The organism is Nocardioides sp. WJ219, assembly GCF_058559815.1.
In genome coordinates this window covers 1-23,546 of sequence record NZ_JBZUJV010000009.1, presented here as the reverse complement: position 1 = coordinate 23,546, position 23,546 = coordinate 1, and the positions used below count along the sequence as shown (strand labels likewise).

Annotated in this window: 21 protein-coding genes; 14 read left to right on the top strand and 7 right to left on the bottom strand. The window is 71.6% G+C overall.

Going from position 1 to position 23,546, the window contains the following annotated elements:
- Nucleotides 1–44: 44 nt before the first annotated feature.
- From AC4MBH_RS18345 to AC4MBH_RS18335, 3 genes are read left to right on the top strand one after another with little or no spacing between them, the layout of a single operon-like run.
- A complete protein-coding gene (locus AC4MBH_RS18345; protein WP_491796726.1) occupies nucleotides 45–1,208 on the top strand; it encodes a PspC domain-containing protein in 1,164 nt (387 codons plus the stop codon).
- Nucleotides 1,205–1,531 (top strand): hypothetical protein, encoded by a 327-nt coding sequence (locus tag AC4MBH_RS18340; RefSeq protein ID WP_491796724.1) that lies wholly within the window; start codon nucleotides 1,205–1,207, stop codon nucleotides 1,529–1,531. The genes AC4MBH_RS18345 and AC4MBH_RS18340 overlap by 4 nt, the downstream gene beginning before the upstream one ends.
- 10 nt (nucleotides 1,532–1,541) lie before the next feature.
- Nucleotides 1,542–2,087 carry a YbaK/EbsC family protein gene (locus AC4MBH_RS18335; protein ID WP_491796722.1) on the top strand — a complete coding sequence of 182 codons (546 nt, stop codon included), beginning with the start codon at nucleotides 1,542–1,544 and terminating at the stop codon, nucleotides 2,085–2,087.
- 7 nt (nucleotides 2,088–2,094) lie between these two features.
- On the opposite strand, the gene AC4MBH_RS18330 is transcribed toward AC4MBH_RS18335, so the two are convergent.
- Nucleotides 2,095–2,676, bottom strand: coding sequence for a TetR/AcrR family transcriptional regulator (locus AC4MBH_RS18330; protein ID WP_491796720.1), 582 nt, complete (start codon nucleotides 2,674–2,676; stop codon nucleotides 2,095–2,097).
- A 49-nt stretch (nucleotides 2,677–2,725) separates the two neighbouring features.
- Here AC4MBH_RS18330 and AC4MBH_RS18325 point away from each other — a divergent pair, with 49 nt between their 5' ends.
- From AC4MBH_RS18325 to AC4MBH_RS18310, 4 genes are all read left to right on the top strand, one after another.
- Entirely contained in the window at nucleotides 2,726–3,097 is a 372-nt protein-coding gene (locus tag AC4MBH_RS18325) for a VOC family protein (protein WP_491796718.1), read from the top strand.
- A gap of 41 nt (nucleotides 3,098–3,138) precedes the next feature.
- Complete coding sequence (locus AC4MBH_RS18320; protein WP_491796716.1) at nucleotides 3,139–4,860, top strand: ABC transporter ATP-binding protein; 1,722 nt, start codon at nucleotides 3,139–3,141, stop codon at nucleotides 4,858–4,860.
- A complete protein-coding gene (locus AC4MBH_RS18315; protein ID WP_491796715.1) occupies nucleotides 4,857–6,608 on the top strand; it encodes an ABC transporter ATP-binding protein in 1,752 nt (583 codons plus the stop codon). Before AC4MBH_RS18320 ends, AC4MBH_RS18315 begins: the two co-directional genes overlap by 4 nt.
- A gap of 83 nt (nucleotides 6,609–6,691) precedes the next feature.
- A complete protein-coding gene (locus AC4MBH_RS18310) occupies nucleotides 6,692–8,938 on the top strand; it encodes an acyltransferase family protein (RefSeq protein WP_491796713.1) in 2,247 nt (748 codons plus the stop codon).
- A gap of 18 nt (nucleotides 8,939–8,956) precedes the next feature.
- Here the strand turns inward: AC4MBH_RS18310 and npdG are convergent, their stop codons facing one another.
- Nucleotides 8,957–9,649: an NADPH-dependent F420 reductase gene (gene npdG, locus AC4MBH_RS18305; RefSeq protein WP_491796711.1), complete on the bottom strand. Its 693-nt coding sequence runs from the start codon at nucleotides 9,647–9,649 to the stop codon at nucleotides 8,957–8,959.
- Nucleotides 9,650–9,751: 102 nt separating this feature from the next.
- Between npdG and AC4MBH_RS18300 the strand changes: the two genes are divergently transcribed.
- Entirely contained in the window at nucleotides 9,752–10,783 is a 1,032-nt protein-coding gene (locus AC4MBH_RS18300) for an LLM class F420-dependent oxidoreductase (RefSeq protein ID WP_491796709.1), read from the top strand.
- Here the strand turns inward: AC4MBH_RS18300 and AC4MBH_RS18295 are convergent.
- On the bottom strand, nucleotides 10,780–11,517 hold the full coding sequence (locus tag AC4MBH_RS18295) for a MerR family transcriptional regulator (RefSeq protein WP_491796707.1): 738 nt from the start codon (nucleotides 11,515–11,517) through the stop codon (nucleotides 10,780–10,782). The two genes, AC4MBH_RS18300 and AC4MBH_RS18295, sit on opposite strands and share 4 nt — an antisense overlap.
- Nucleotides 11,518–11,574: 57 nt before the next feature.
- On the opposite strand from AC4MBH_RS18295, the gene AC4MBH_RS18290 reads away from it, so the two are divergent.
- Together AC4MBH_RS18290 and AC4MBH_RS18285 are read left to right on the top strand one after the other, a co-directional pair.
- Nucleotides 11,575–12,723, top strand: a complete 1,149-nt coding sequence (locus AC4MBH_RS18290; RefSeq protein WP_491796705.1) for an acyl-CoA dehydrogenase family protein — start codon at nucleotides 11,575–11,577, stop codon at nucleotides 12,721–12,723.
- A 110-nt stretch (nucleotides 12,724–12,833) separates the two neighbouring features.
- Nucleotides 12,834–14,696, top strand: coding sequence for an AMP-dependent synthetase/ligase (locus AC4MBH_RS18285; protein WP_491796703.1), 1,863 nt, complete (start codon nucleotides 12,834–12,836; stop codon nucleotides 14,694–14,696).
- A 161-nt stretch (nucleotides 14,697–14,857) separates the two neighbouring features.
- On the opposite strand, the gene AC4MBH_RS18280 is transcribed toward AC4MBH_RS18285, so the two are convergent.
- Entirely contained in the window at nucleotides 14,858–15,043 is a 186-nt protein-coding gene (locus AC4MBH_RS18280) for a hypothetical protein (RefSeq protein WP_491796701.1), read from the bottom strand.
- Nucleotides 15,044–15,592: 549 nt separating this feature from the next.
- On the opposite strand from AC4MBH_RS18280, the gene ppk2 reads away from it, so the two are divergent.
- The gene (gene ppk2 / locus AC4MBH_RS18275) at nucleotides 15,593–16,483 is read left to right on the top strand and encodes a polyphosphate kinase 2 (protein WP_491796699.1); all 891 of its coding nucleotides are present in this window, start codon (nucleotides 15,593–15,595) and stop codon (nucleotides 16,481–16,483) included.
- 222 nt (nucleotides 16,484–16,705) lie between these two features.
- Here the strand turns inward: ppk2 and AC4MBH_RS18270 are convergent, their stop codons facing one another.
- Nucleotides 16,706–18,448 carry a substrate-binding domain-containing protein gene (locus tag AC4MBH_RS18270; RefSeq protein ID WP_491796698.1) on the bottom strand — a complete coding sequence of 581 codons (1,743 nt, stop codon included), beginning with the start codon at nucleotides 18,446–18,448 and terminating at the stop codon, nucleotides 16,706–16,708.
- Nucleotides 18,449–18,602: 154 nt separating this feature from the next.
- On the opposite strand from AC4MBH_RS18270, the gene AC4MBH_RS18265 reads away from it, so the two are divergent.
- Nucleotides 18,603–19,247 (top strand): sulfotransferase family protein, encoded by a 645-nt coding sequence (locus AC4MBH_RS18265; RefSeq protein WP_491796696.1) that lies wholly within the window; start codon nucleotides 18,603–18,605, stop codon nucleotides 19,245–19,247.
- A 304-nt stretch (nucleotides 19,248–19,551) separates the two neighbouring features.
- Nucleotides 19,552–19,860: a hypothetical protein gene (locus AC4MBH_RS18260; RefSeq protein ID WP_491796694.1), complete on the top strand. Its 309-nt coding sequence runs from the start codon at nucleotides 19,552–19,554 to the stop codon at nucleotides 19,858–19,860.
- A 232-nt stretch (nucleotides 19,861–20,092) separates the two neighbouring features.
- Here the strand turns inward: AC4MBH_RS18260 and AC4MBH_RS18255 are convergent, their stop codons facing one another.
- Complete coding sequence (locus AC4MBH_RS18255) at nucleotides 20,093–21,688, bottom strand: M20/M25/M40 family metallo-hydrolase (RefSeq protein ID WP_491796692.1); 1,596 nt, start codon at nucleotides 21,686–21,688, stop codon at nucleotides 20,093–20,095.
- 156 nt (nucleotides 21,689–21,844) lie between these two features.
- On the opposite strand from AC4MBH_RS18255, the gene AC4MBH_RS18250 reads away from it, so the two are divergent.
- A complete protein-coding gene (locus AC4MBH_RS18250; protein WP_491796690.1) occupies nucleotides 21,845–22,066 on the top strand; it encodes a hypothetical protein in 222 nt (73 codons plus the stop codon).
- A gap of 159 nt (nucleotides 22,067–22,225) precedes the next feature.
- On the opposite strand, the gene AC4MBH_RS18245 is transcribed toward AC4MBH_RS18250, so the two are convergent.
- Nucleotides 22,226–23,461 carry an HNH endonuclease signature motif containing protein gene (locus AC4MBH_RS18245; RefSeq protein ID WP_491796688.1) on the bottom strand — a complete coding sequence of 412 codons (1,236 nt, stop codon included), beginning with the start codon at nucleotides 23,459–23,461 and terminating at the stop codon, nucleotides 22,226–22,228.
- Between the last annotated feature and the right edge of the window lie 85 nt (nucleotides 23,462–23,546).

Below are 23,546 nucleotides of genomic sequence, written 5' to 3'. Positions count from 1 at the left end.
CGTCCCCGATGGTCTGCGGGACCGAGGAGGACCACGATCGACCCATGACCACGAACCCACCCGAGGCGCCTCCCGAGGCCTCGCCCGACCAGCCGTCCGACGGTCCCCGCGTGACCCGCGACGAGATCCGCGACCTCGCCCGGCTGCGCCGCTCCGCCGGTGACCGCAAGATCGCAGGTGTCGCCGGTGGGATCGCCCGCCACCTCGACATCGACCCGATCATCCCCCGCGTGCTGCTGGTGGTGCTCGTCTTCTTCGGCGGCGCCGGCCTCCTGGTGTACGCCGCCGTCTGGCTGGTCGTCCCGGTCGAGGGCAGCGACACCGCGACGGTCCGGCTCGACGACCGCAGCCGCACGGTCGCGCTGCTCGTGGTGGGGGTGCTCGCGGTCCTCGCCCTGCTCGGCGACAGCCTGGGCGGCTGGGGCTTCCCGTGGCCGGTCGCCCTGGCCGCGGTGGTGGTGCTCGTCGTGATGGTCGCCCGCGGCTCGGAGCCGCGGCGGGTCCACCCGGCGCTGCGCGACGGCTACGCCGGCGTCGTGCCGGCGTACGACCCGACCCACCCGGTCCAGCAGTTCCGGCTCGCGCCCCCGCGGCCCGACCGACGCCGGGGGCCGGTGCTGTTCTGGTACGCCCTCGCGCTGATCGCCGTCGGGGTCGGTGCCCTCGGCATCGCCGACCTGGCCGGCGCCGACGTGGCCGACTCGGCCTACCCGGCCGTCGCGCTGGGCACCAGCGCCGCCCTCCTCCTGCTCGGCGCCTTCTGGGGCCGCCCCGGCGGGCTGATCCTGCTCGGGCTCGTCGCAGCGGTCGTGACCGCCATCGCGACGGTGGCCGACGAGGTCGACGCCGGCAACGTCGTGGCCGACCCGACCAACGCCGCCTCGGTCCAGGAGCGCTACGACCTGACCTTCGGCGAGATCGACCTCGACCTGACCGCGGTCACCGACCTCGAGGAGCTCGACGGACGCACCGTGGAGGTCGAGATCGACGTCGCGGGCCGGATCGAGATCGTCGTGCCCGACGGTCTCGACGTCGTCGTCCACTCCAGCGTCGACGCCGGCGAGCGCCGGATCCTCGGGGAGCGGCTGGGCGACGGCGACGACAGCGTCACCGTCATCGACGGCGGCACCGGCGCCCCCGAGCTCACCCTCGACGTCGAGCTCTCCTTCGGCGAGATCGTCATCACCCGAGAGGACACCCCCCGATGAGCACCGAGGCACCCGTCCACGACGACCAGCACGACGAGAAGCACGACGAGAAGCACGACGACCGGCAGGCCTTCCTGCGGTCCGGTCGCCACCCGGTCAACATCGGCCACCTGGTGATGGGCGTCGCGCTCGCCGGGCTGACGGTCGTCTGGGCGCTCGTCGTCTCCGACGTCGTCGAGGACGACGACGTCCGCTGGCTGCTCCCGGTGCCGTGGGTGCTGGCCGGGCTCGCGGGCCTGGTCGGGCTGATCACCGCCGACCGCCGCCGGGCCGGTGCCCGCCAGCAGGGCTGGCTCGGAGCCGGGCCCGTCGACGGCGAGTAGGTTCTGGCGCATGCGCGCCACGCCGACGCTCGGCCGGATCACCACCGTGCCGGCCCTCGACCGACCCGACCTGCTCGCCGCCCCCGTTGCCGCCGCGCTCGGCTCCTTCGCGCACGCGGCGGCGGTGGGCGTCGTGGAGATCGACCCGGCGGTGGCCGACACGGCCGCGATGGCGGCGGCGTACGAGATCGGCATGGACACCGGGGCCAACTGCGTCGTCGTCTCCGGACGGCGCGACGGCCAGGAGCGCACCGCCGCCTGCCTGGTGCGGGCCGACACCCGCGCCGACGTCAACAGCCTGGTCAAGCGGCTCCTCGACGTCCGCAAGTGCTCGTTCCTGCCGATGGACCGGGCCGTGGCGGAGTCCGGCATGGAGCACGGTGGCATCACCCCCGTCGGCCTGCCCGCCGCGTGGCGGCTGCTGGTCGACGCCCGGGTCGCCGACATGGACGTGGCCGTGATCGGCTCCGGTCTCCGCCGCTCCAAGCTGCTCGCACCCGGCCACGTCCTCGCCGCGCTCCCCCGCGCCGAGGTGGTCGAGGGCCTGGCGCGCTGACCCCGGGTCAGGCGTCGCGGAGCGCGACGCCGAGCACCGTGTCCAGCAGGGCGTCGACCTCGCCGTCGCCGAGGGGCTCGGACGTCATCAACCGGCGGTAGAACACCGCGCCGGCCAGGGCCGCCGCCGCCTGCTCCGGGTCGAGGCCCGGGTGCGATCGGCCCGCGTCCCGGACCTGCGACACGGCCGCGACGAGCGCCGTACGACGGCGCGTGGCGTAGTCGTGGTGGGCCCGGCGCAGCGTCGGGTCGCGGTCGGCGCCGTCGAGCAGCGCCGGCAGGCAGGCCGACATCGGGGACTCGCGCATCGCCTCGGCGAGGTGCCGCACGAGGTCGCCGACCCGGGCGCGCGGGTCCGGGTCTCCGGCGGGCGGCGGCCCCGGTTGCTCGTTCAGTGCCTCCATCGCCGCCGCCACCAGGCTCACCCGGTCGTGCCCGAGCCGGTAGATGGTGCTGCGCGCGACGCCCGCCCGGGCAGCGACCCCCTCGATGGTGAGGCCGCCGTACCCGCGTTCGGCCAGCTCGTCGAGCGTGGCCCGCAGGACCCGTTCGCGACTCCGGAGGACGCGGGGGTCTTGACGCTCGGGCACGACCGGAGCCTACTATGCAACACCACTGTTGCAGAGAAGGGAGAGGGTCATGGACCCCGGGATCCGCTACATCGTCGACGACGTGGCGCGGGCGGTCGCGTTCTACGTCTCGCTCGGGTTCGAGGACGTCGGACCGGCCGCCGACGGCTTCGCGCTGCTGAGGGGGCACGGCGTCCGCCTGATGCTCAACGCGCCGGCCGCCGGTGGCGCCGGTCGGCCAGGGGACGACGGCAGCGTGCCGTCGCCCGGCGGCTGGAACCGGCTGCAGGTGGTCGTCGACGACGTCGAGGCCGAGACGACCCGGCTCGAGCAGGCCGGCGCACGCGTGCGCACCTCGGCGGTCGTCGGCCGTGGCGGCACCCAGTCGGTGGTCGAGGACCCGGCGGGCAACCCGGTCGAGCTCTTCGCCCCCGTTCGATAACGGTTGGATCAACCGGCCCCCGGGTTCGTAGGCTCGGGACAGTGCGCCGCCTCCCCCTCGACCATCCCGGGACGGCGGACCACCGGTCGGCGATGCGGTACCTCTGGTGGCTGGCGCGCCACCAGTGGCTGACGCTGCTCGGGGGCATGGGGTTCGGGATCGTCTGGATGAGCTGCCAGGCGGTGATGCCGGCCGTCATCGGCCTGGCCATCGACCGCGGGGTCTCCGATCGCGACGGCTCCGCGCTGCTGGCGCTCGCCGGGCTGATGTTCGGCATCGGGGTGCTGCAGGCGGTCACCGGCATCATGCGGCACCGGTTCGCGGTGACCAACTGGCTGATCGCGGCCTACCGGACGGTGCAGCTGACCGGGCGGCACGCCGTCCACCTCGGCGGCACGCTGCCGCGCAAGGTCTCGACCGGCGAGGTCGTCGCGATCGGCAACAGCGACATCTCCCACCTCGGGCAGGTGATGGACGTGAGCGCCCGCTTCGCCGGGGCGGTCGCGTCGTTCGTGCTGGTCGCGGTGATCCTGCTGCAGACCTCCACGACCCTCGGGCTCGTCGTGCTCCTCGGCGTCCCCGGCCTGATGCTCCTCATCGGTCCGCTGCTCTCCCCGCTCCAGCGGCGCAGCGCAGCCCAGCGCCAGCTGACCAGCGAGCTCTCCAACACCGCCACCGACATCGTCGGCGGCCTGCGCGTGCTGCGCGGGATCGGCGGCGAGCAGGTCTTCCTGGCCCGCTACCGCCGCGAGTCGCAGGCCACCCGCACGGCCGGCGTCGCGGTCGCCCGGCTGCAGTCGGTGCTCGACGCCCTGCAGGTCTTCCTGCCCGGCGTGTTCGTCGTGGTGGTCGTCTGGCTGGGCGCGAGGTACGCCGTGACCGGCACGATCACGCCCGGCGAGCTCGTCGCGTTCTACGGCTACTCGGCGTTCCTGATGATCCCGCTGCGCACCGCCACCGAGTACGCCAACAAGGTGATCCGGGCCCGGGTCTCCGCCGAGCGCGTGTGCCGCCTGCTGGCGCTCGAGCCCGACGTCCACGACCCGGCCGAGCCCGCCGCCCCGCCGCCGACGGGCTCGGTGCTGGCCGACGCCCGCTCGGGCCTGCGGGTGGCGCCGGGCACCCTCACGGCGCTGGTCAGCGAGGCCAGCGACGAGGCCGCGGCGCTCGCCGACCGGCTCGGCATGTGCGACCCCGAGCCCACCGCCGAGGTCACGCTCGGCGGCGTACCGCTCACCGCGCTGCCGCGCCCGGAGGTACGCCGCCGCGTCGTCGTCTCCGACACCGGCGCGACCCTGTTCTCGGGCCGCCTCGCCGACCGGCTCGACGTCACGGGCGCCGGCGGCGACCGGCTCGAGCGGGCCCTGGCCACCGCGAGCGCGGCCGACGTCCTCGACGCCCTGCCCGCGCGGCTCGACACCCACGTCACCGAGCGGGGGCGGAGCTTCTCCGGCGGCCAGCGCCAGCGCCTCGTGCTGGCCCGCGTGCTGACCGGCGACCCCGAGGTGCTGGTGCTGGTCGAGCCGACCTCGGCCGTCGACGCCCACACCGAGGCGCGCATCGCGGCACGGCTGCGCGACCACCGCGCCGGACGCACCACCGTGGTGGTCACCAGCAGCCCGTTGATGCTCGACGCGGTCGACGTGGTCGCGTTCCTGCGCGACGGCGTGGTCGTCGCCACCGGCACCCACGCCGACCTGCTCCGCGAGGTCCCGGCCTACCGCGCCGTCGTCACCCGCGAGTCCGCGGAGGTGCCGGCGTGAGCGCCACCGGCACCTTGCTCCCGGTGGCCGACGGACCCTCGCTGCGCCGCTACGCCGTCGACCTGGCCCGCCGGCACCCCCGGCTGCTGTGGGGCGCCCTCGCCCTGCACGTGCTGGCCGCGCTCGCCGGGCTCGCCGCCCCGCGGCTGCTCGGCGGGCTCGTCGAGGCGGTCGAGGTGGGCACCACCGTCGGCGAGGTCGACCGGACCGTCGCGCTGCTGGCCGGCTTCCTGGTCGTCCAGACCGTGCTCACCCGCTACGCCCGCCTCAAGAGCCAGGTGCTGGGCGAGCAGGTGCTGGCCGAGCTGCGCGAGGACTTCGTCGAGAACACCCTCGCCCTGCCGGTCGGGGTCGTGGAGTCCGCCGGCTCGGGCGACCTGCTCACCCGCACCGGGCGCGACGTCGACCAGCTCGGCTGGTCGGTCCGCTGGGCGCTGCCCGAGTGGACGATCGCCGTGGTGACGGCCGTGCTCACCCTGGCCGCCGCGGTGAGCGTCGGCTGGTGGGTGGCGCTGCCGTGCCTGTGCGGGTTCCCGCCGCTGGTCGTCGGGCTGCGGTGGTACCTCGCGCGCGCCAAGGCCGGCTACCTGCGGGAGTCGGCGTCGTACGCGCAGATCAACGCGACGCTCACCGAGACCGTCGAGGGCGCCCGCACCGTGGAGGCCCTCGGTCTCGGCGGCGAGCGGGTCGACGCGATCGACGACGACATCCGCGAGTCCTACGACGCCGAGCGCTACACGCTGCACCTGCGCACCGTGTTCTTCCCGGTCATGGAGATCAGCTACCTGCTGCCGACCGTGCTGACGCTGCTGTTCGGCGGTTACCTCTACACCCGGGGCTCGGTCTCGCTCGGCGACGTGACCGCGGCGACGCTCTACGTGCAGATGCTCATCGACCCGGTCAACCGCATCGTCGCCATCCTCGACGAGCTGCAGATGGGCGCGGCGTCGCTGGCGCGGCTGCTCGGCGTCGCGCAGGTGCCCGACGACCGCGAGGTGAGCGGCCGCACCCCCGACGGCGAGCAGATCGCCGCCGACGACGTCCGCTTCTCCTACGTCGAGGGGCGCGACGTGCTGCACGGCGTCGACCTCGACGTGGGCGTCGGCGAGCGGATCGCCATGGTCGGTCCGTCGGGCGCCGGCAAGTCCACGCTCGGCCGGCTGCTCGCCGGCATCCACCCGCCGCGGACCGGCGCCGTGACCGTCGGCGGGGTCGGTCTGGTCGAGCTGCCGCTCGGCGACCTGCGCGGGCACGTCGCCCTGGTGACCCAGGAGCACCACGTGTTCGTGGGCACCCTGCGCGAGAACCTCGCGCTCGCCGCACCGCCCGGCGCCACCGACGACGACGTCCGCAGCGCCCTCGACGCCGTCGACGCGCTCGAGTGGGTCGACGCGCTGCCCGACGGGCTCGAGACCGTGGTCGGCTCCGGCGGCCGCGCGCTCACCGCGGCCGAGGCCCAGCAGGTCGCGCTCGCCCGGCTGGTGCTGGCCGACCCGCACACGCTGGTGCTCGACGAGGCCACCTCGCTCATCGACCCGCGCGCCGCGCGCCACCTCGAGCGGTCCCTGGCCGGCGTCCTCGAGGGCCGCACCGTGATCGCGATCGCCCACCGGCTCTTCTCCGCCCACGACGCCGACCGCGTCGCGGTCGTCGAGGACGGCGTCATCGCCGAGCTCGGCTCGCACGACGAGCTCGTCGCCGCCGACGGGTCCTACGCCGCGCTGTGGAGGTCGTGGAACGGCGGGTAGGGCGGCGCCGGCGCCAGGCCGTCGTCGGCGCCGGTAATGCCTCGAACCCCGGCCGTTCTTGATAATTTCCCCGGAGGATGACCATGGGGACGACTGACGCCGCTCCCGCGTTCCGCGGCGATGTCCAGGGGATGCGGGCTGTCGCCGTGCTCGCGGTCATCGCCGCGCACGCGTCGGTCCCCGGCTTCGGGGGCGGGTTCGTCGGCGTCGACGTCTTCTTCGTGCTCTCCGGCTACCTGATCACCCGGCTGATCCTCACCAGCATCGAGACCGACGGCCGGTTCCGCGTCGGGGCCTTCTACGCCCGCCGCGCGCGCCGCATCGTGCCGGCCGCCACCGTGGTGCTCGCGGTCACGGTGGCCGCGTCGGTGGCCTACCTGAACTTCCTCGACGTCATCGACGCCGCCCGCGACGCGACGTGGGCGGCGTTCTTCCTGGCCAACGTCCGGTTCGCGACCGAGGGCGTCGACTACTTCGCGCTCGAGCAGTCGCCCTCCCCCGTCCAGCACTACTGGTCGCTGGCGGTCGAGGAGCAGTTCTACGTCGTGTGGCCGGTCCTGGTCGCGCTCGCGGTCCTGCTCACGCGGGGCCGGCGGCGTGGGAGCGAGGAGGAGGGCCAGCGCGTCAAGCGGTCCGCTCCGGTGCGCACGATGGCCGCCCTCGCCCTGGTCGGCGGCGCCGCCAGCCTGACCTGGTCGGTGCACCGCACGGTCGAGGAACCCACCTCGGCCTACTTCTCGACCTTCACCCGGGCCTGGGAGCTCGCCGCAGGCGTCCTGGTGGCGCTGGCGCTGCACCACCGGGCCGGCATCCGCCACCGGCGGGTGACCGAGCCGCTCGCGCTGGCCGGTCTCGGCGGCGTCGTCGTCGCCGTGGTCGCCTACGACACCACGATGGCGTTCCCCGGCTACGAGGCCCTGCTCCCGGTGCTGTCGACGGCCGCATTGATCGTGGCCGGCGCCCACGCCGAGCGGCCGCCGTACGTCGCCCGGGTGCTGGCGCTGAAGCCCTTCCGCGTGATCGGCGACTGGTCCTACTCGCTCTACCTGTGGCACTGGCCGGTCATCGTCATCCCGCAGGTGCACCTGGGCCGCACGCTGTCCGTGACCGAGACGGTCATCGCGGTGGCGCTGATCTTCCAGCTCGCCTACCTCACCCACCGCTTCGTGGAGAGGCCGTTCCGCACGGGTGGGTTCTGGCGGGCCCGCGTCCGGCGCGGCCTGGCGCTCTACCCGGCGTCCCTGGCCCTGGTGCTGCCGACGGTGCTGATCGGCCACCAGGTCGCCGAGTACCTCGGTGGCGAGCGCGGCAACGACCCCGCCGTGACCGCCGACGCCTTCGGCATCGACGACAGCGACGAGGTGGTGAGCCTGGTCGAGGCCTCCGTCCAGGCCGGGCACGTGGGCGCGCCGATCCCGAGCGACCTCACCCCCGACCTGCTCGACCTGGGCGACGACATCGCCGACGTCGGCGAGTGCGACTACCAGCGCTCCGAGCGGCCGCTGTGCCGCCGCGGCGACGTCGACGCCGACAAGGTCATGGTGGTCACCGGCGACTCCCACGCCCGCGCCTGGATCCCGGCGTTCGAGAAGATCGCCACCGAGACCGGCTACGCGACGTACTACCTGGTCAAGCAGCAGTGCACGGCGTCGTTCGTCGACCCCGGCCGGCTCGGCACCGGCGACCCGTGGCCCGAGTGCGAGGACTTCCACGAGTGGGTGGTCGACCAGGTCACCGGGCTCGAGCCGGACCTGATGGTGGTGGCCACCTCGCCCCCGCCCGCCGGGGTCTACGACGACCGGGGCGAGCTGGTCACCAGCCGCGACGGCGTCCACGACGAGCTCGCCGTCGGCTTCGACGACATGTTCGCCGCCTACGACCCGCTCGTCGGCGACCTGATGCTCCTCGAGGACGTGCCGCGGCTGCCCGAGGAGCCCGGCGCCTGCCTGGCCGCCCACGACAGCATGGACGAGTGCATGTTCGGCCCGACCGACTACAACGAGGAGATGCGCCAGGTCTCGGTCGAGGCCGCCGACCGCGCCGGCGTCGACCACGTCGACCCCACGTCGTGGCTGTGCGCCGACGACCTGTGCCCGGTCGTGATCGGCTCGACGATCGCCTACCGCGACCGCTCCCACATCAGCGCCACCCGCGCCTCCGAGCTGTGGTGGCCGCTCGGCGTCCAGCTGGGGCTGCTCGAGGAACCGGACGGCGGTGGTGACGGTGACCGGGGCACCCGGAAGCGGAACCGGGACGGCAACCCCGACTCCGATGCCGACTCCGATGCCGACTCCGATGCCGACTCCGGTGCCGGGGCCGCGGGGTCCTGAGTGCCCCGGCCCGTCGGGTCAGTGCCCGTCGAGCCCGGAGATCCGCACGCCCGAGTGCACCTTGTAGCGCTTGTTGATCGAGATGAGCACCGCGGTGAGCGGCTCGAGCTGGCGCGCCAGGCGCAGCCGGCCGGCGTCGATGCCGGCGCGGCCGGTGACCGAGGCGGCGAGGCCCATCACGACCTCCTTGGCGTCGCGGTCGTCGCCGCAGACCAGGACGTCCTCGTCGCCGAGGTCCTCGGCGGTGCGCCACAGGGTCACGGCCGAGACGTGGTGGAAGGCGCCGACCACGGTGGCGCCGGGGGCGAGGCGCTGCGCCGACTCGGCGGCCGAGCCCTCGCCGGCGTCGACGACGCGGCCGCTGGGGCCCTGCTTGTCGAAGGCGAGCGGGTTGACGCAGGAGACGACGATCTTGCCGTCGAGGGCACCGCCCTCGGCGAGGGAGGCGACCAGCTCGTCGTGGCCGTCGTACGGGACGGCCAGCAGGACGACGTCGGCGTCGGTCAGCGCGTCGGTGTTGCTCGCGCCGCTCACCTGGCCGGCGCCGTCGACGCCGGCGAGCCGCTCGGTCACCTCGGCGGCGACCGGCTCGGCCTTCTCCGCCGCCCGGGAGCCGAGGACGACGGTGTGGCCGTGGCGCGCGAAGCGGTAGCCGAGGCCCTTGCCCTGCGGGCCGGTCCCGCCGATGACGGCGATGCGCAAGCTGGTCATGGCGGCGATCCTGCCAGGTGCGCCACAGTGCCTGGGCAGCGGTGACCGCATTGTGACAACATCGCTGTCACCGTCACCGCCGACCCCGCAGGAGCGACCTCGATGAAGCTGTCCACGATGCTGATGTACGACGGCAACCCGCGCGCCGCCGCCGACCAGGTCGTCGACCTCGAGAAGGCCGGCCTCGACCTGGTCTGGGTCGCCGAGGCCTACGGCTTCGACTCCCCCACGCTGATGGGCTACCTCGCCGCCAAGACCGAGAAGATCGAGATCGGCGCCGGCATCCTCAACGTCTTCTCGCGCACCCCCGGTGCGCTGCTGCAGACCGCTGCCGGCCTCGACAACGTCTCCGCCGGCCGCGCCGTCGTCGGGCTCGGGGCCTCGGGTCCCCAGGTGATCGAGGGCTTCCACGGCATGCCCTACACGCGTCCGCTGGGCCGCACCCGCGAGGTGATCTCGGTGCTGCGCCAGGGCCTGCGCCGCGAGCCGCTGGAGCACCAGGGCCGCGACATCACCCTCCCGCTGCCGGCCGACCAGGGCCTCGGGCTCGGCAAGCCGCTGAAGCTCCTCACCAGGCCCGAGCGCGCCGACGTCCCGATCTGGGTGGCCTCCCTCGGCGACAAGAACGTCGAGATGACCGCCGAGCTTGCCGACGGCTGGATGCCGCACCTGGTCTACCCCGAGAAGGTCCAGGAGGTCTGGGGCGCGCCCCTCGCGGCCGGCGCCGCCAAGCGCTCGGCCGACCTCGGCCCGCTGCAGATGACGGCCGGCGGCCTCGTCGCCATCGGCGACGACGTCAAGGGCATGCTCGACCTGGCCCGCCCGATGTACGCGCTGTACGTCGGCGGCATGGGCGCCCGCGGCAAGAACTTCTACAACGACCTCGCCTGCCAGTACGGCTACGAGAAGGAGGCCCAGGAGATCCAGGACCTCTACCTCGACGGCAAGAAGGACCGGGCCGCCGCGCTCATCCCCGACGAGTGGCTCGAGGCCGGCAACCTCGTCGGGCCCGAGTCCTACGTCAAGGAGCGGATCGAGGCCTTCCGCGAGGCCGGCATCACGCACCTGCAGGTCATCCCGGCCTCCGAGGACCCCGCGGCGACGGTCGCGCAGGTCAAGGAGTGGGTCTCCTAGTCCCGTTCCGCCAGCGACCGGGTGATCACCGCGTTGGCCGCGCGCTGGAAGCCGTGCACGACCGCCTCCAGGGTCAGCCGGCGCAGGGTCGAGACGGTCTGCTCGAGTCGCCGCGCGTCGTCGGGTGAGGTGCTCTGGCGCCGGTAGGGCTCGAGCACCTGCTCGTGCAGGATCACGGTGAGCTCGTCGGCGAGCGCCTCCATGTGCCGGCGGATCGCCGCCTCGGCGAGCCCGAGGCTCTCGCGGGGTACGTCGACGTCGAGCAGCCCGAGCCCGACGGGGAGGGAGGGCATCACCCGCCAGCTGCCCGCCGGGTCGGCCACGGGCTCGACGGCGCCGAGGGCCGTCAACAGCCCGAGGTCGTCGTCGGACAGGTGCCGTCCGGCGCGCTCCTCGAGCTCGGGCCGGCGGAGCACCGCGGGGGCCTCCGAGCTCCACGACGTCAGCATCGCCCGTTGCAGCGCCAGGTCCTCGACGCCGGCGTCGGCGGGGATCGAGCCGAGCACCCGCTCGGCGGCCTGCAGCGTGAACCCGTGGTCCTGCAGCGCGCGGACCAGCTCGAGCCGCGCGCGGTGGACGGGGCCGTAGTAGGCGACGCGGCCCACGCGCACCGGCGCCGGCACCAGGCCGAGGCTGGCGTAGTAGCGCGTCGTGCGCACCGTCGTACCGACGGCCGCGGCGAGCTCGTCGATGGTCAGGAGGTCGGCTCCCTGGTCGGGAGGGGCTGCGCTCATGACGTTGACAGTAGTACTGTCACATCAGACCTGGCGAGATCATCCATGGAGGACAGCATGCCCGAGAGCCCGTCGATCTACGAGCAGGAGCACGAGGACTTCCGGTCCATGGTGCGCGCGTTCATGGACAAGGAGGTCGTCCCCCACCACGACCAGTGGGAGAAGGACGGGCAGGTCAGCCGCGAGGTCTGGCTCAAGGCCGGTCAGACCGGCCTGCTCTGCTTCGACGTCGAGGAGCAGTACGGCGGCGCCGGCATCAAGGACTTCCGCTACAACGCGATCGTGGCCGAGGAGATCAGCAAGGTCGGCGCGAGCGGGCTCGGGTTCCCCGTGCACACCGACATCATCGTCCCCTACATCAGCGAGCTCGGCACCGAGGAGCAGAAGCAGCGCTGGCTGCCCGGTCTGGTCAGCGGCGAGCTGATCTCGGCGATCGCGATGACCGAGCCGGGCGCGGGCTCGGACCTGCAGGGCGTGCGCACCAGCGCCGTCGACAAGGGCGACCACTACGTCCTCAACGGGTCCAAGACCTTCATCTCCAACGGCATCATGAGCGACCTGGTGATCGTGGTGTGCCGTACCGACCCCGACGCCGGCCACCAGGGCATCAGCCTGCTCGTCGTCGAGCGCGGGATGCCCGGCTTCGAGCGCGGCCGCAACCTGGACAAGATGGGCCTCAAGGCCCAGGACACCTCCGAGCTGTTCTTCGACAACGTCGAGGTGCCCAAGGCCAACCTCCTCGGCGAGGAGGGCTCCGGCTTCATCAACCTGATGGTCAACCTGCCCCAGGAGCGCATCTCGATCGCCGCCATCGCGGTGGCCGCGATGGAGCACATCATGGCGCTCTGCCTCGACTACGCCAAGCAGCGCGAGGCGTTCGGCAAGCCGATCGGCAAGTTCCAGCACAACCGCTTCATGCTCGCCGAGATGGCCACCGAGCTCTACATCGCGCGGCTGTTCGTCAACGACTGCATCCTCAAGCTCAACGCGGGCGAGGTCGACACGGCGCTGGCGTCGATGGCGAAGTGGTGGACCACCGAGCTGCAGAAGAAGTTCGCCGACCAGGGCGTGCAGCTGCACGGCGGCTACGGCTACATGAGCGAGTACCCCATCTCCAAGGCCTACACCGACTCCCGGATCCAGACGATCTACGGCGGCACGACCGAGATCCAGAAGGAGATCATCGGCCGGATGCTCGGTCTCTGACCCGCTCCCGGGTTCCGGGAACCCTTCCGCGCTGCCCGCACGTTCGCCACACTGTGGCCCACGTGTGACCCGCGCCACGTCCTGCCGGACCGCCACGACCCAGGAGAGACATGCCCGAGACCCCCGACGTCCTGACCGAACGAGCCCGCATCACCGAGCAGGTCGAGGGCCGGACCCTCGTCGACGCCCTGGCCGACACGGTCGCGGGCTCGGGCGACCACCCGGCGTACTCCGACAAGCACGACGTGCCGGACGGCGAGGCGTGGCGCACGCTGACCTGGACGCAGACGCGCGACCTGGCCCTCGACGTCGCCGCGGCCCTGGTCGAGCGCGGCGTCGCCGTCGGCGACACGGTCGCCATCATGGCGAGCAACCGGGTCGAGCACTTCGTCGCCGACATCGGAGCCGTGCACGCCGCCGCGACGCCGATGTCGATCTACAACACGCTGTCCCCCGAGCAGGTGGCCTACGTCGCCGGCGAGGCGCAGCCGCGCGTCGCCGTCCTGGAGACCGCCGACCACCTGGCCCGGTGGGAGCGCGCGCTGTCGGAGCAGCAGAGCGTGACGACGGTGGTGCTCCTCGACGCCGAGGCACCCGCCGGCGACGAGCGGTTCGTGACCTGGGCCGACTTCGTGGCGGCCGGTGCGGCCTACCGCGCCGAGCACGGTGACGAGGTCACGGCCCGCGCCGCCGAGCTCACCCCCGACGCCGCGGCGACGATCCTCTACACCTCCGGCACGACCGGGCCGCCCAAGGGCGTCGTGCTCACCCACCACAACGTGCTCTACGAGGCGCTGTCCACCCTCGAGGCGGCCGGCCTGCACGACCCGCAGGTCGGCGTCAGCTACCTGCCGCTCGCCCACATCGCCGAGCGGGTGCTCGGCCTGTACGGCCCGCAGATCCAGGGCAGCCACATGCACGCGATCGGCGACCCCGCCGGGCTGCTGGCCGCGCTCGGCGAGGTGCACCCCACGGCGTTCTTCGGGGTCCCGCGGGTGTGGGAGAAGATCAAGACCGGCATCTCCGCCAAGCTGGCCGCCGACCCCGATCCCGCCAACCGCGCGATGGTCGAGGAGTGCATGGCCGCCGGGCTGGCGTGGGTCTCGGCGCAGGAGGTGGGCGGCACGATGACGCCTGAGATCGAGCAGGCCTACGCCGACGCCGACGCCAAGATCCTCGGTTTCCTCAAGCTGCTCCTCGGGCTCGACCAGGTCACCTGGGCCGGCTCGGCCGCCGCGCCGATGCCGATCGAGGTCGCCCGGTTCATGGCCGGTCTCGGGCTCAAGGTCTTCGACGTCTACGGGATGACCGAGACCTGCGGCGCGATCACCGCCAACGGCCCGGACGGGTTCCGGCTCGGCACCGTGGGCCGCGCCACCCCCGGCATCGAGGTCAGGCTCGGCGACGACAACGAGGTCCTCGTGCGGGGGCCGGTGGTGACCCCCGGCTACCACCGCCAGGAGGAGGCCACCCGGGCCCTCGTCGACGACGACGGCTGGGTGCACACCGGCGACATCGGCACCCTCGACGACGACGGCTTCTTCTCGATCGTCGACCGCAAGAAGGAGCTGATCATCACCTCCGCCGGCAAGAACGTCGCGCCGTCCAACATCGAGAACTACCTCAAGGAGTCGCCGATCATCGGCCACGCGATGGCCGTCGGCGACGGGCGCCCGTACGTCGTCGCGATCCTCACCCTCGACGGCGAGGTCGCCCCGGTGATCGCCCAGGCCCAGGGCATCGAGTTCACCGACCTCGCCGACCTGGCCCAGAAGCCCGAGATCCTCGCCATGGCCCAGGCCTGCGTCGACGCCGCCAACGAGCGGCTCTCACGCCCCGAGCAGGTCAAGGCGTTCGAGCTGCTACCGACCGAGTGGACCGCGGAGTCCGAGGAGCTGACGCCGACGCTGAAGCTCAAGCGCCGCGTCGTCAACACCAAGTACTCCGACGTGCTCGACCGGCTGTACGGGTAGCCGACCGGACCTGCTCTCCCACGAGGCCCGACGGGCGGCATGAAGCGGACGGATCGGCGTCCCGACGGGAAGGAACGTCCCGGGCGAGCTCACGTACACCCCTGGTGTCACGGGCTGCCTGGCCGAACGGCTGCGTTCAGACGCCTATCGACCGCGAGGTGTCACGCGTGGCCGGGCGTGGGGCCGTCGAGGTCGAGCGCCTTGTCGTCCGGCTCGACGGCCTCGTCGTGCTGCTCCTCCTCCATCTCGACGCCGCCCACGGGGCTGGCCTCCGCGGTGCCGGCAGCCTCGAGGCCCGCCTTGATGTCGTCGTCGATGCGAACGGGGTTGTTCTGCTCTTCGGTCATGTGTCGAGCGTAGGAGGGCAGTGGGTGCGAGTGCTGGATCCTCGGCGTGGCACGTGCTCGGGCTCCGCCCGGCCGCGGCCCGCTCGAGTCACGTCGATCAAGACTGGAGACATGGGCCGCACTGACCGTCGGAGCCGAACGCGGCGAGATTCGAGCCCATCCCCCAGCTGCCGGGCTCAGTACTCGACTCGGGGCTGACCGCGCGGGCCGGTCTCCAGCTCGCGACCGACCAACTCGCGATCGACCGAGGCGACAGACGAGGACGGCGGGTCGCCGCGAAGGTGCGGGCGCTCGACGAGCGATGGCGACTCGCGACGGTTCCGTCGTTGGAGGTCCCGGACCGGCCCGAGTGGTGGTGGTTCAACCGGTGTGAGCACAGGTGGGGTTCGAGGGTGATCGACTCGACGGGGTCGCCTTCAGCCGCTTCCGCCATGTCGTCGCCAACTCCGACAGTGCACGACGTCGCACGGGGGCAATGCGGTCCAGGGGTTGAGCTCGCACGAGCGGACCCATCAGATCCGGTTCGAGCCATCTCGCTACGGTCTCCACATGTTGAGAGACGTCCGCGAGTACATCGACCGGCTCCACATCGATGGCCACCGCATCGGGGAGGACTACGACGACGACCCGGTCCTCCTCGACGCCGACGGGCGGGCGGTCGACACGTGGCGCGAGAACTATCCGTACGACGAGCGGATGCCGCGAGAGGACTACGACACCGCGAAGTACCTGTTGCAGGTCGAGCTGCTCAAGTTCCAGAAGTGGGCCGCGGAGACGGGCACCAAGCACGTCCTGCTCTTCGAGGGTCGCGATGCCGCGGGCAAGGGTGGCACGATCAAGCGCTTCATGGAGCACCTCAATCCCCGCTACGCCCGCACCGTCGCCCTGAGCAAGCCCAACGACCGGGAGGAGAACCAGTGGTACTTCCAGCGTTACGTCAAGCACCTGCCGACCTCCGGTGAGATGGTGCTGTTCGACCGGTCTTGGTACAACCGCGCCGGCGTCGAGCGGGTGATGGGGTTCGCCTCACCACCGGACTACGAACAGTTCATCGACCAAGCGCCGCTGTTCGAACGGATGCTCGTTGACAGCGGCATCTCCCTGACCAAGTACTGGTTCTCGGTCACCCGGAGCGAGCAGCGGACACGTTTCATCATTCGCCAGGTCGACCCCGTACGGCAGTGGAAGCTCTCGCCGATCGACTTGGAGTCGCTCGACAAGTGGGACGACTACACCGAGGCGAAGGAAGCGATGATCCGGCGCACCGACACGGAGTGGGCACCGTGGACCACGATCCGCAGCAACGACAAGAAGCGCGCCCGGGTCAACGCCATGCAGCACTTCCTCTCGCGTTTCGACTACGCCGGCAAGGACCCCGACATCGTCGGCACCCCCGACCCCCTGATCGTCCGCCGCGGTATCGAGGCGGTCGGCGACTGAGTCGTCCCAGGTCCGGGCTCGCACTCCGGGTCTTGGGCTGGCCTGTGCCCGGCAACCACTGGGTTCGATCAGTACCGACGGACTAGTAGCAGGTGCAGGGCACGACCGAGACAAACGCCCATCTTCTTGGTGCCGACGCCCGGCCGCACCCGCACGGTCAGGTTCCAGACACGATCGGCCCCGGCCCGCCCGGCGTGACCAGAGCGACCAAGATGCGGGCCCTCATGCCCGACGCACCAGCAACACGTGCACGGTGCGGCCCACGCGGACACCGATCTTCTTGGTACCAACGCCCGGTCGGACCCGCACGGGCAGCGTCCAGACGCGCTTGGCGCCGACTCGCCCGGCCGACCGGAAGAGCCTCCCGGGTTCGCGGAACGGCAGGCCCCGACGTACCTCTTGGAGATAACGGGGCCGCTGGTCCATCGTGGTGCGCACCGTGAGGGCGTAGCGCCGGTGTGGATTGACGACGTACACCCCGGAGGCCAGTCGCGGAGCGCCGAAGGCGACACGTGTGCGCGGCGGGGCCGGGCCGGCCGGTGGCGTCGGCTGGCCCCCTACGCCGCACGGGCCGGCACCCTGACGATCACAGGCCGCCGGCATCGGCGCGATCTCGGCAAGCAGGTTGCGATCCGGGTCGGTCTCGTCGAACGTCGGGTTGTTGCACGTCGTGATGTCGCGATCGCTGAGGTCGACCTGGGGATCGGCCTGCTTCAGCCGTGCCACTTGATCAAGTCCCGCCTGCACCAGGTTGCGTGGCAGCGGCGAGTAGCCGTAGGGGCCAGCCTTGGTCTGCCCGGCGCACAGCGAGTAGTAGACGAAGTCGGCCAGCGACTGCCGCTTGGCGGTCGTCATCCGCCGATCGTCGGAGCCAGTGGGGATGATGAGGTACGAGTAGTACGAGATCGGGTACGACCGGGGGTCGGGGTTGACGTACACCCCGGTCAGGTCTTGTGTCTGATAGGTGGCCGGGTCGGCCTGGTCGCTGTTGATCCGGGCCTTGGTCAGCGCGACCGCGGTGTTGAACTGCGTCGGCTCGACGTAGTAGCCGCCCTTGTTGAGCACCTTGACGACGGGAAAGCCCTTGTCGAGGGGGTAGGAGTAGTCGACGTAGCCGATGGTGCCGTCGCCGGCGGGGCCTGAGATCGTGTTCATCACCTGGTCCGAACCCGATTGGGCGATCATCGCGTCGCCCTTCTTGGGGTAGTACGACGTCAGCCCCGACCGGCCGAAGTAGGGCCGCCAGATCGCCGGGTAGACCTTGTCGAGCCAGGTGGTGAACTGTGCCGTCGTGCCCGAGCCGTCGGAGCGGACGACCGGCACGACCTTCTTGTCCGGGAAGGAGCGGCCGTTGTTGTCGGCCGTGATCGCCGGGTCGTTCCAGTTGGTGATCCTGCCGGTGAAGATCTTGGCGAGGGTCTGGCCCGAGAGCCGCAGGTTCTTGACGAGAGTGTTGCCGACCTTGAGCTGGTAGGTGAAGGCAAGGCCGCCCGCGACCAGCGGCACGTAGGCGTACTCCCGGCCGTTGCTGGTGTCGGTCTGACCGGTCTCGTCCGTGCCCTGGTAGGGGATCTCGGAGATCGCGAAGTCGGTGGTGTTCTGTGCGAAGTCCTTGCGGCCCTTGGAGGCCCCGCCGCCGGTGTAGACGACCTTGATCCCGTTGGCGTCGACGTCGGCGATCCACTGCTTGACGATGAGCTCGGCCCAGGTCGAACCGGAGCCCTCGATCGTGTCGTATGCCGCGGCCGAGGCCGGCGCGGTCGGCGCAGCGAGCAGCCCGGTGGCCAGGACCAGGGCAAGAGCAGCCGCGACGCGGCGGATAGAAGGACGCACCCCGTGACCGTATGTGCGCCCGGGATCGAGCGCGGCCGTTGAGTTGAACGTCTGGCCAACTCCGCCATACATCTCGGACGTCATGCGAATCGACCGGGCCAGCGATGAGCCGCGTTGGCGGGCCCGACTCACTGATCAGACCCATTGGGACGGCGGTGCCGCTGAACGCTGACCTCCTCAGACCTCTCTCCGACCCCGAGCCGGGTAGGACTGGCGCCGCGACTCGTCAGCCGGGCGGCCTGCCCCTAGGGTTCGAGTGCCCGATGGAACCAGGAGCCCTCGCCGCATGATCGTGAGCCACCGCCACCGCTTCATCTTCCTCAAGACCAAGAAGACAGCGGGATCGAGCGTGGAGATGGCCCTGTCGCGCTGCTGCGGACCGGACGACGTCATCACCGGCATGGGCCCGATTGACGAGCGTGCGCGGCTGGAGCTGGGCGGATTGGGGCGTCAGAACAACGAGGGCCCGCCGTTGGCGGTCTCGCTGCGCCAGCACTCCGGCGCCCGGCGGTGCCTGCGTGCGGTGGGCCCGGACGTCTTCTGGTCCTACTACCGGTTCGCCATCGAGCGGAACCCATGGGACGCCGTCGTCTCGCTGTTCTTCTGGGTCAACCGGCTGGGTCAGCTTCGCGAGTTCGACGAGTTCCTGCGCGGCCCCGAGGTGGCCAAGATGGCGATCGAGAACTACGGCACCTGGCACATCCACGGCAAGCTCGCCGTCGACCGAGTAGTGAGGTACGAGAACCTCGCGGACGACATGGCCGACGTCTGGGCCAACCTAGACCTCCCAGGCACCCCCGACCTCCCCCGGGCGAAGAGCGGGATCCGACCGTCGCGGGCGCACTATCGCGACATGTACGACGACACCGGCCAACGCCTGGTGGGCGAGCTGTTCGCCCGAACCATCGACGAGCTCAGCTACACGTTCTGAGTCACGAAGTGATCGAGGGCGGCCACAATGTGTATCCGACGCCGCCTTCGATGGTCACTCGGCGTGAGTTCGGCCAGCGGTTGCGTGAGCTGGCCCGTGAACCTGCGGCCCCGTTGGACGCCAATGGCGGTAGAGGGACCGTACGAGTAGGCCGCGTCGGGTTGACCACATGACGCCCGCTGGGCGGCATGGTCGGCAGTTGAGTGCGGCGACTCGACGACGGGCGGCCAAAGTCTTCTATCGTCGTCGCTGACGGTTGAGCCACTCTCGCGGACAGTCCGCGCGGCACGAAGGAGCGTCACGCATGGCGCGCAACACCGGAGGACGTGCCAGCCGCCGCGGGCCGGGTCAGGTCCATTCGCCGACCGAGCCTCAGCAAGCGCGTGGAGGCGGCCCCTCGACCGTCCTCACGCTGTCGTTGTTCCTGGCTGTGCCGTCCGTTGCCTTCTGGGTGGGCGGTGCGCGGGCGGACGCCGCCTGCGTGCGGAAGGACGCCGTCGACTGTGACCTGACGGTGCTCTCGGCGCTGTGGTGGGCCTTCGTGGCTCTCATCGTCGTCGCGGTCGTCCTCGACTTCTGGCGGATGTTCTCTCGAATGAAGCACTCGCCGTAGGCGCCGTGAGTCGCACAGCCCGACTCTCGGCACGAGCCTGCGCATGGTCCAACCAACGCAGGTGCTCGTCCGGGCGAAGGGCAGCCCCACTCACCCGACTCCGCACGACCGGACCGCACTCGCCACGCGTCAGTAGTCATCAGCTCTCGATACAGACGCACGACGCAGAAGGCCCGCGGCACCCCGAGGGGTACCGCGGGCCGCCTGGGCATCGTGGACCCAGCAGGTCAGGTCACTCCGAGGAGGTCTCCGTGTCGTGACCGTGGTCGTGCGCGTCGCCGCCCAGCGGGCCGGCGAAGGTGTACTCCGGGCCGGCCGGGGCCGGGACCGAGAAGTTGCCGGGGATCTTGGCGCCGGCGACACCGTTGACCGACTGGGTGGAGGCGGCGTACGTGAACACCGCGTAGGCCACCGCGTCGCTGTTGACCTCGAGCGCGTGCAGGTCGACGTTGTCGATGTCGTCGCACTCCTGGTGGTAGCACTGGTCGAAGGACTCGCCCGCGATGCCGCCCCAGATGGCCTGCTGCTCAGCGGTCTTGACGACCTCGGCCCCGGTGAAGAGACCACCGGAGGGGATGCCGGCCTCGATGAAGGCCTGGTAGTCGCTGCGACCGGAGAACTCGGAGTCGTCGTAGGGCTCGCCGACGAGCGTGTAGAACTCCTCGAACGTGGTCTCGATGTCCACCGAGCCGTCAGGCACGACCACGGGCGCCGCGAAGCTCGACTCGTTCGCGTCGTAGACGCCGAAGAAGTAGTTCGGCGAGCCGATCATGTCGAAGTTGAGGTACAGCGCGATCTCGGCCTTCTCGGCCTCGGTCAGCGACTCGACGTACTCGGTCGAGCCGATGAGCCCGAGCTCCTCGGCACCCCACCAGGCCAGCCGCACCGTGTTGTGGGGCTTGGACTTGGCCATCTGCTGCGCGAGCTCGAGCAGCGCGGCGGACCCGCTGCCGTTGTCGTTGATGCCGGGGCCCTCGGGGACGGAGTCCAGGTGGGAGCCCGCCATGACGACGTTGCCGTCGGTCTTGCCCGCGAGCTCGCCGATGACGTTGTAGGACGTCGCGTCGTAGAAGTCGACGACGACCGACGCCGCGCTGCCGGGGACCGCGAGGGCCGCACCGTCTGCGTAGGAGACGCCGACCACCGGGATGCCGGCGACGTACGTGCCGAGCGTCGGGTTGACGGCGTTGTTGCGGTCGACAGCGTCGGTGTCTCCCTGGTTGAACAGGATGACCGCGCTGGCGCCGGCAGCCTCGGCGTTCGCCGCCTTGGTGCCGAAGGGGCAGGTGCCGCGCTGCAGCAGGGCGATGTTGCCCGCGGTGAAGCCCGCGAAGTCGGTGGCCTCGCAGCCGCTGGTGTTGGCCCGGGGGGCAGTGAGGTTGACGTCGATCGCCTGGACAGTTCCGGTGACGCTGCCCTCGCCGGTGCCGGTGGCCGGGTTCACCTGGCCGAGGTCGCCGACCGGGGACGTGAGCGTGACGTTGGATGCTGCGTAGGTGAACGGCTGGACCTCGGCGGTCCAGCCGGCGGCCTCGAGCGTGGCCACGACGTAGTCGACGCTGGCGTCGTAGCCCGGCGTCTCGGACGCACGGGTGCCGCCGTTCGCGTCGGCGATGGCCTGCAGCGCCTCGAGGTGGTCGACGACGCCCTCGACACGGACGCACTCGAGGATCTTGACGGTGGTGTTGTTGGCGCGCTTGTCGCAGCCGGTCTGGGCCGGGGCGGCCGTGGCGGGCATGGTGGCCATGGCCGCCATCGACGTGGCGACGAGGGACCCGGCGGCCACGGCGGCGGCGCCGAGCCTGCGGGAACGGGTGCGGGGAGTCATGTGGTGTGTCCTCTCGAGCGGTTCACCTGTTCGGCGCAACCTAGCGCGCGGTGCGCCCCGGGCAGAAGGATCTCCGGCGGATTGCCTTCCGCCCATCTGGATCTGTGAGGCCCGGCCGGATCGTCCGTCACGCTTCGCCCCGGCTCAGCCCGTCCGGTGACCGGCCAGAACCGCATCCACCTATCCCCCGTCGACCCCTGGGGAATCAGCACCTCCATCGGCATGAGCGGCTGCCATGACCGGACCTACACCGCTCGCACCGAGGACGGCTCCACCCTTGCCACGCTGGACGGAGAAGTGTGTTCTCGGCAGTCGTGGACCATCTTCGGCCCCAACGACGCAGAACTTGCCGAAGGGGACGACTGGAGGAACGACTGACGTCCGCGGGTGCGCCCGACTCCCGGCGTGAGCGTGCGCATCCACGCGCCCAGCGTTGCAATGGCGCGTCGAGTGCCGCCGCCCGAACAGGGCACCCGAGCAGGACGGGGTCGATCGACGGGGCGGGGCTCGAGCTGAGGCCGGGGCGATCGACCCACATCACGTTCGCATGGGGTGCGTGCCGGGTTGGTGGGTGCGGGTGTGGTGGTAGGGGCAGAGGAGCTGGGTGTTGCGGAGGTCGGTGGTGCCGCCGTCCTGCCACGGGACCCGGTGGTGGGTGTGGCAGAGGTAGCCGGGGGTGTCGCAGCCGGGGTGTTGGCAGTGGCGTTGTTCGACGATGGCGGCGAGGCGTTGGGCGGTGGTGTGGAAGCGGCGCTTGCGGCCCAGGGCCAACACTTCGCCGGTGGCGTTCATCCAGGCGGGGATGACACCGGCCCCGCAGGCCAGGCGTAGGTACTCGGTGTGGGAGATCTTGGTGCCGGTGTCGAGGGCGGCGGCCATCACCTTGCCGGTGAGGATCTCGTAGTCCCCGATGGCGATGACGGTCGCGGAGAGTCCGCCGATCTGGGGGAGCTGGTCTGGGTGGTAGGTCTCGATCCACTCGGTGAACGCCTGACCGAGCCTGTCGGCTGAGGGTGTCTGCCAGTCGTAGGTGCCGGGGCCGTGGTGGGCGCGGACGTGCTTGGGGGCGGCGAGGGCGTGGAGCTGCTTGCGGAACATCTCCGCGACGTGGGTGGGGAGCGCGAACCGGCCGTGGGTCAGGCCGTCGCCGGCGTCGGCCATGGTGAGGCGGGTCTTCTTCCGGGCGCGGGCTTCCTGGGCCTCGAGGGCGCGGGCTTCGCGTTGATCGGCGCCGTCGGGGTCGAGACGTTCGGCGATGGCGTGGCCGAGGCGGGCGAGGTCGTCGGCGTCGATGCCGCCGGTGGTGGCGTGGTCGAGGAGGAACGCCTCGGCGCGGGCCCGGTCGGCGGCGGGGACGTGGTCGTCGTCGAGGCGGGTGAGGTGGTCGGCGATGGCGTGGGCCTGCTCGGCGTGGATCTGACCGCGGGCGGTCGCGGCGCGGGTCGGCTCCAGGCCGGCGAGCGCTCCCGCCAACCTGGTCTTCGCGGCAGCGGTGCGGCGGGTGACGCCGGTGGTCTGCTGCAGCCACCGTCGTAGGTCGCGGCACTGGGCTGTGCCGGGGAGGTCGAGGACCTCGGCGTGGCCGATGGTGCGGGCCTCGACCTCGGCGATGCCGGCGGCGACCCGGGCGGCGAGTCCGACGACGCGGGTGGTGGTGACCGGGTCCATGGACCAGGCCGGGACCTCGGCCAGGGCCTGGAGGTCGTCGAGCACCGAGCACAGGAACGCCTCGATCGGGTGTCCCGATCGGGGGGTGTCGGTGTGCTCGGCCATGAGACTATTCCAGCACCGACCACCGACAGTTTGCGGCGGGTTTCCCGCTCAACCACAGGGGTTGTGGACAACTCGTCGCGGAGCT

Excerpts from the sequence above, each read along its gene's own strand:
- AC4MBH_RS18345 (WP_491796726.1), top strand. The coding sequence starts at position 45 with ATGACCACGAACCCACCCGAGGCGCCTCCCGAGGCCTCGCCCGACCAG.
- AC4MBH_RS18340 (WP_491796724.1), top strand. The coding sequence starts at position 1,205 with ATGAGCACCGAGGCACCCGTCCACGACGACCAGCACGACGAGAAGCAC.
- AC4MBH_RS18335 (WP_491796722.1), top strand. The coding sequence starts at position 1,542 with ATGCGCGCCACGCCGACGCTCGGCCGGATCACCACCGTGCCGGCCCTC.
- AC4MBH_RS18325 (WP_491796718.1), top strand. The coding sequence starts at position 2,726 with ATGGACCCCGGGATCCGCTACATCGTCGACGACGTGGCGCGGGCGGTC.
- AC4MBH_RS18310 (WP_491796713.1), top strand. The coding sequence starts at position 6,692 with ATGGGGACGACTGACGCCGCTCCCGCGTTCCGCGGCGATGTCCAGGGG.
- npdG (WP_491796711.1), bottom strand. The coding sequence starts at position 9,649 with ATGACCAGCTTGCGCATCGCCGTCATCGGCGGGACCGGCCCGCAGGGC.
- AC4MBH_RS18300 (WP_491796709.1), top strand. The coding sequence starts at position 9,752 with ATGAAGCTGTCCACGATGCTGATGTACGACGGCAACCCGCGCGCCGCC.
- AC4MBH_RS18295 (WP_491796707.1), bottom strand. The coding sequence starts at position 11,517 with ATGAGCGCAGCCCCTCCCGACCAGGGAGCCGACCTCCTGACCATCGAC.
- AC4MBH_RS18290 (WP_491796705.1), top strand. The coding sequence starts at position 11,575 with ATGCCCGAGAGCCCGTCGATCTACGAGCAGGAGCACGAGGACTTCCGG.
- AC4MBH_RS18285 (WP_491796703.1), top strand. The coding sequence starts at position 12,834 with ATGCCCGAGACCCCCGACGTCCTGACCGAACGAGCCCGCATCACCGAG.
- AC4MBH_RS18280 (WP_491796701.1), bottom strand. The coding sequence starts at position 15,043 with ATGACCGAAGAGCAGAACAACCCCGTTCGCATCGACGACGACATCAAG.
- ppk2 (WP_491796699.1), top strand. The coding sequence starts at position 15,593 with ATGTTGAGAGACGTCCGCGAGTACATCGACCGGCTCCACATCGATGGC.
- AC4MBH_RS18265 (WP_491796696.1), top strand. The coding sequence starts at position 18,603 with ATGATCGTGAGCCACCGCCACCGCTTCATCTTCCTCAAGACCAAGAAG.
- AC4MBH_RS18260 (WP_491796694.1), top strand. The coding sequence starts at position 19,552 with ATGGCGCGCAACACCGGAGGACGTGCCAGCCGCCGCGGGCCGGGTCAG.
- AC4MBH_RS18255 (WP_491796692.1), bottom strand. The coding sequence starts at position 21,688 with ATGACTCCCCGCACCCGTTCCCGCAGGCTCGGCGCCGCCGCCGTGGCC.
- AC4MBH_RS18245 (WP_491796688.1), bottom strand. The coding sequence starts at position 23,461 with ATGGCCGAGCACACCGACACCCCCCGATCGGGACACCCGATCGAGGCG.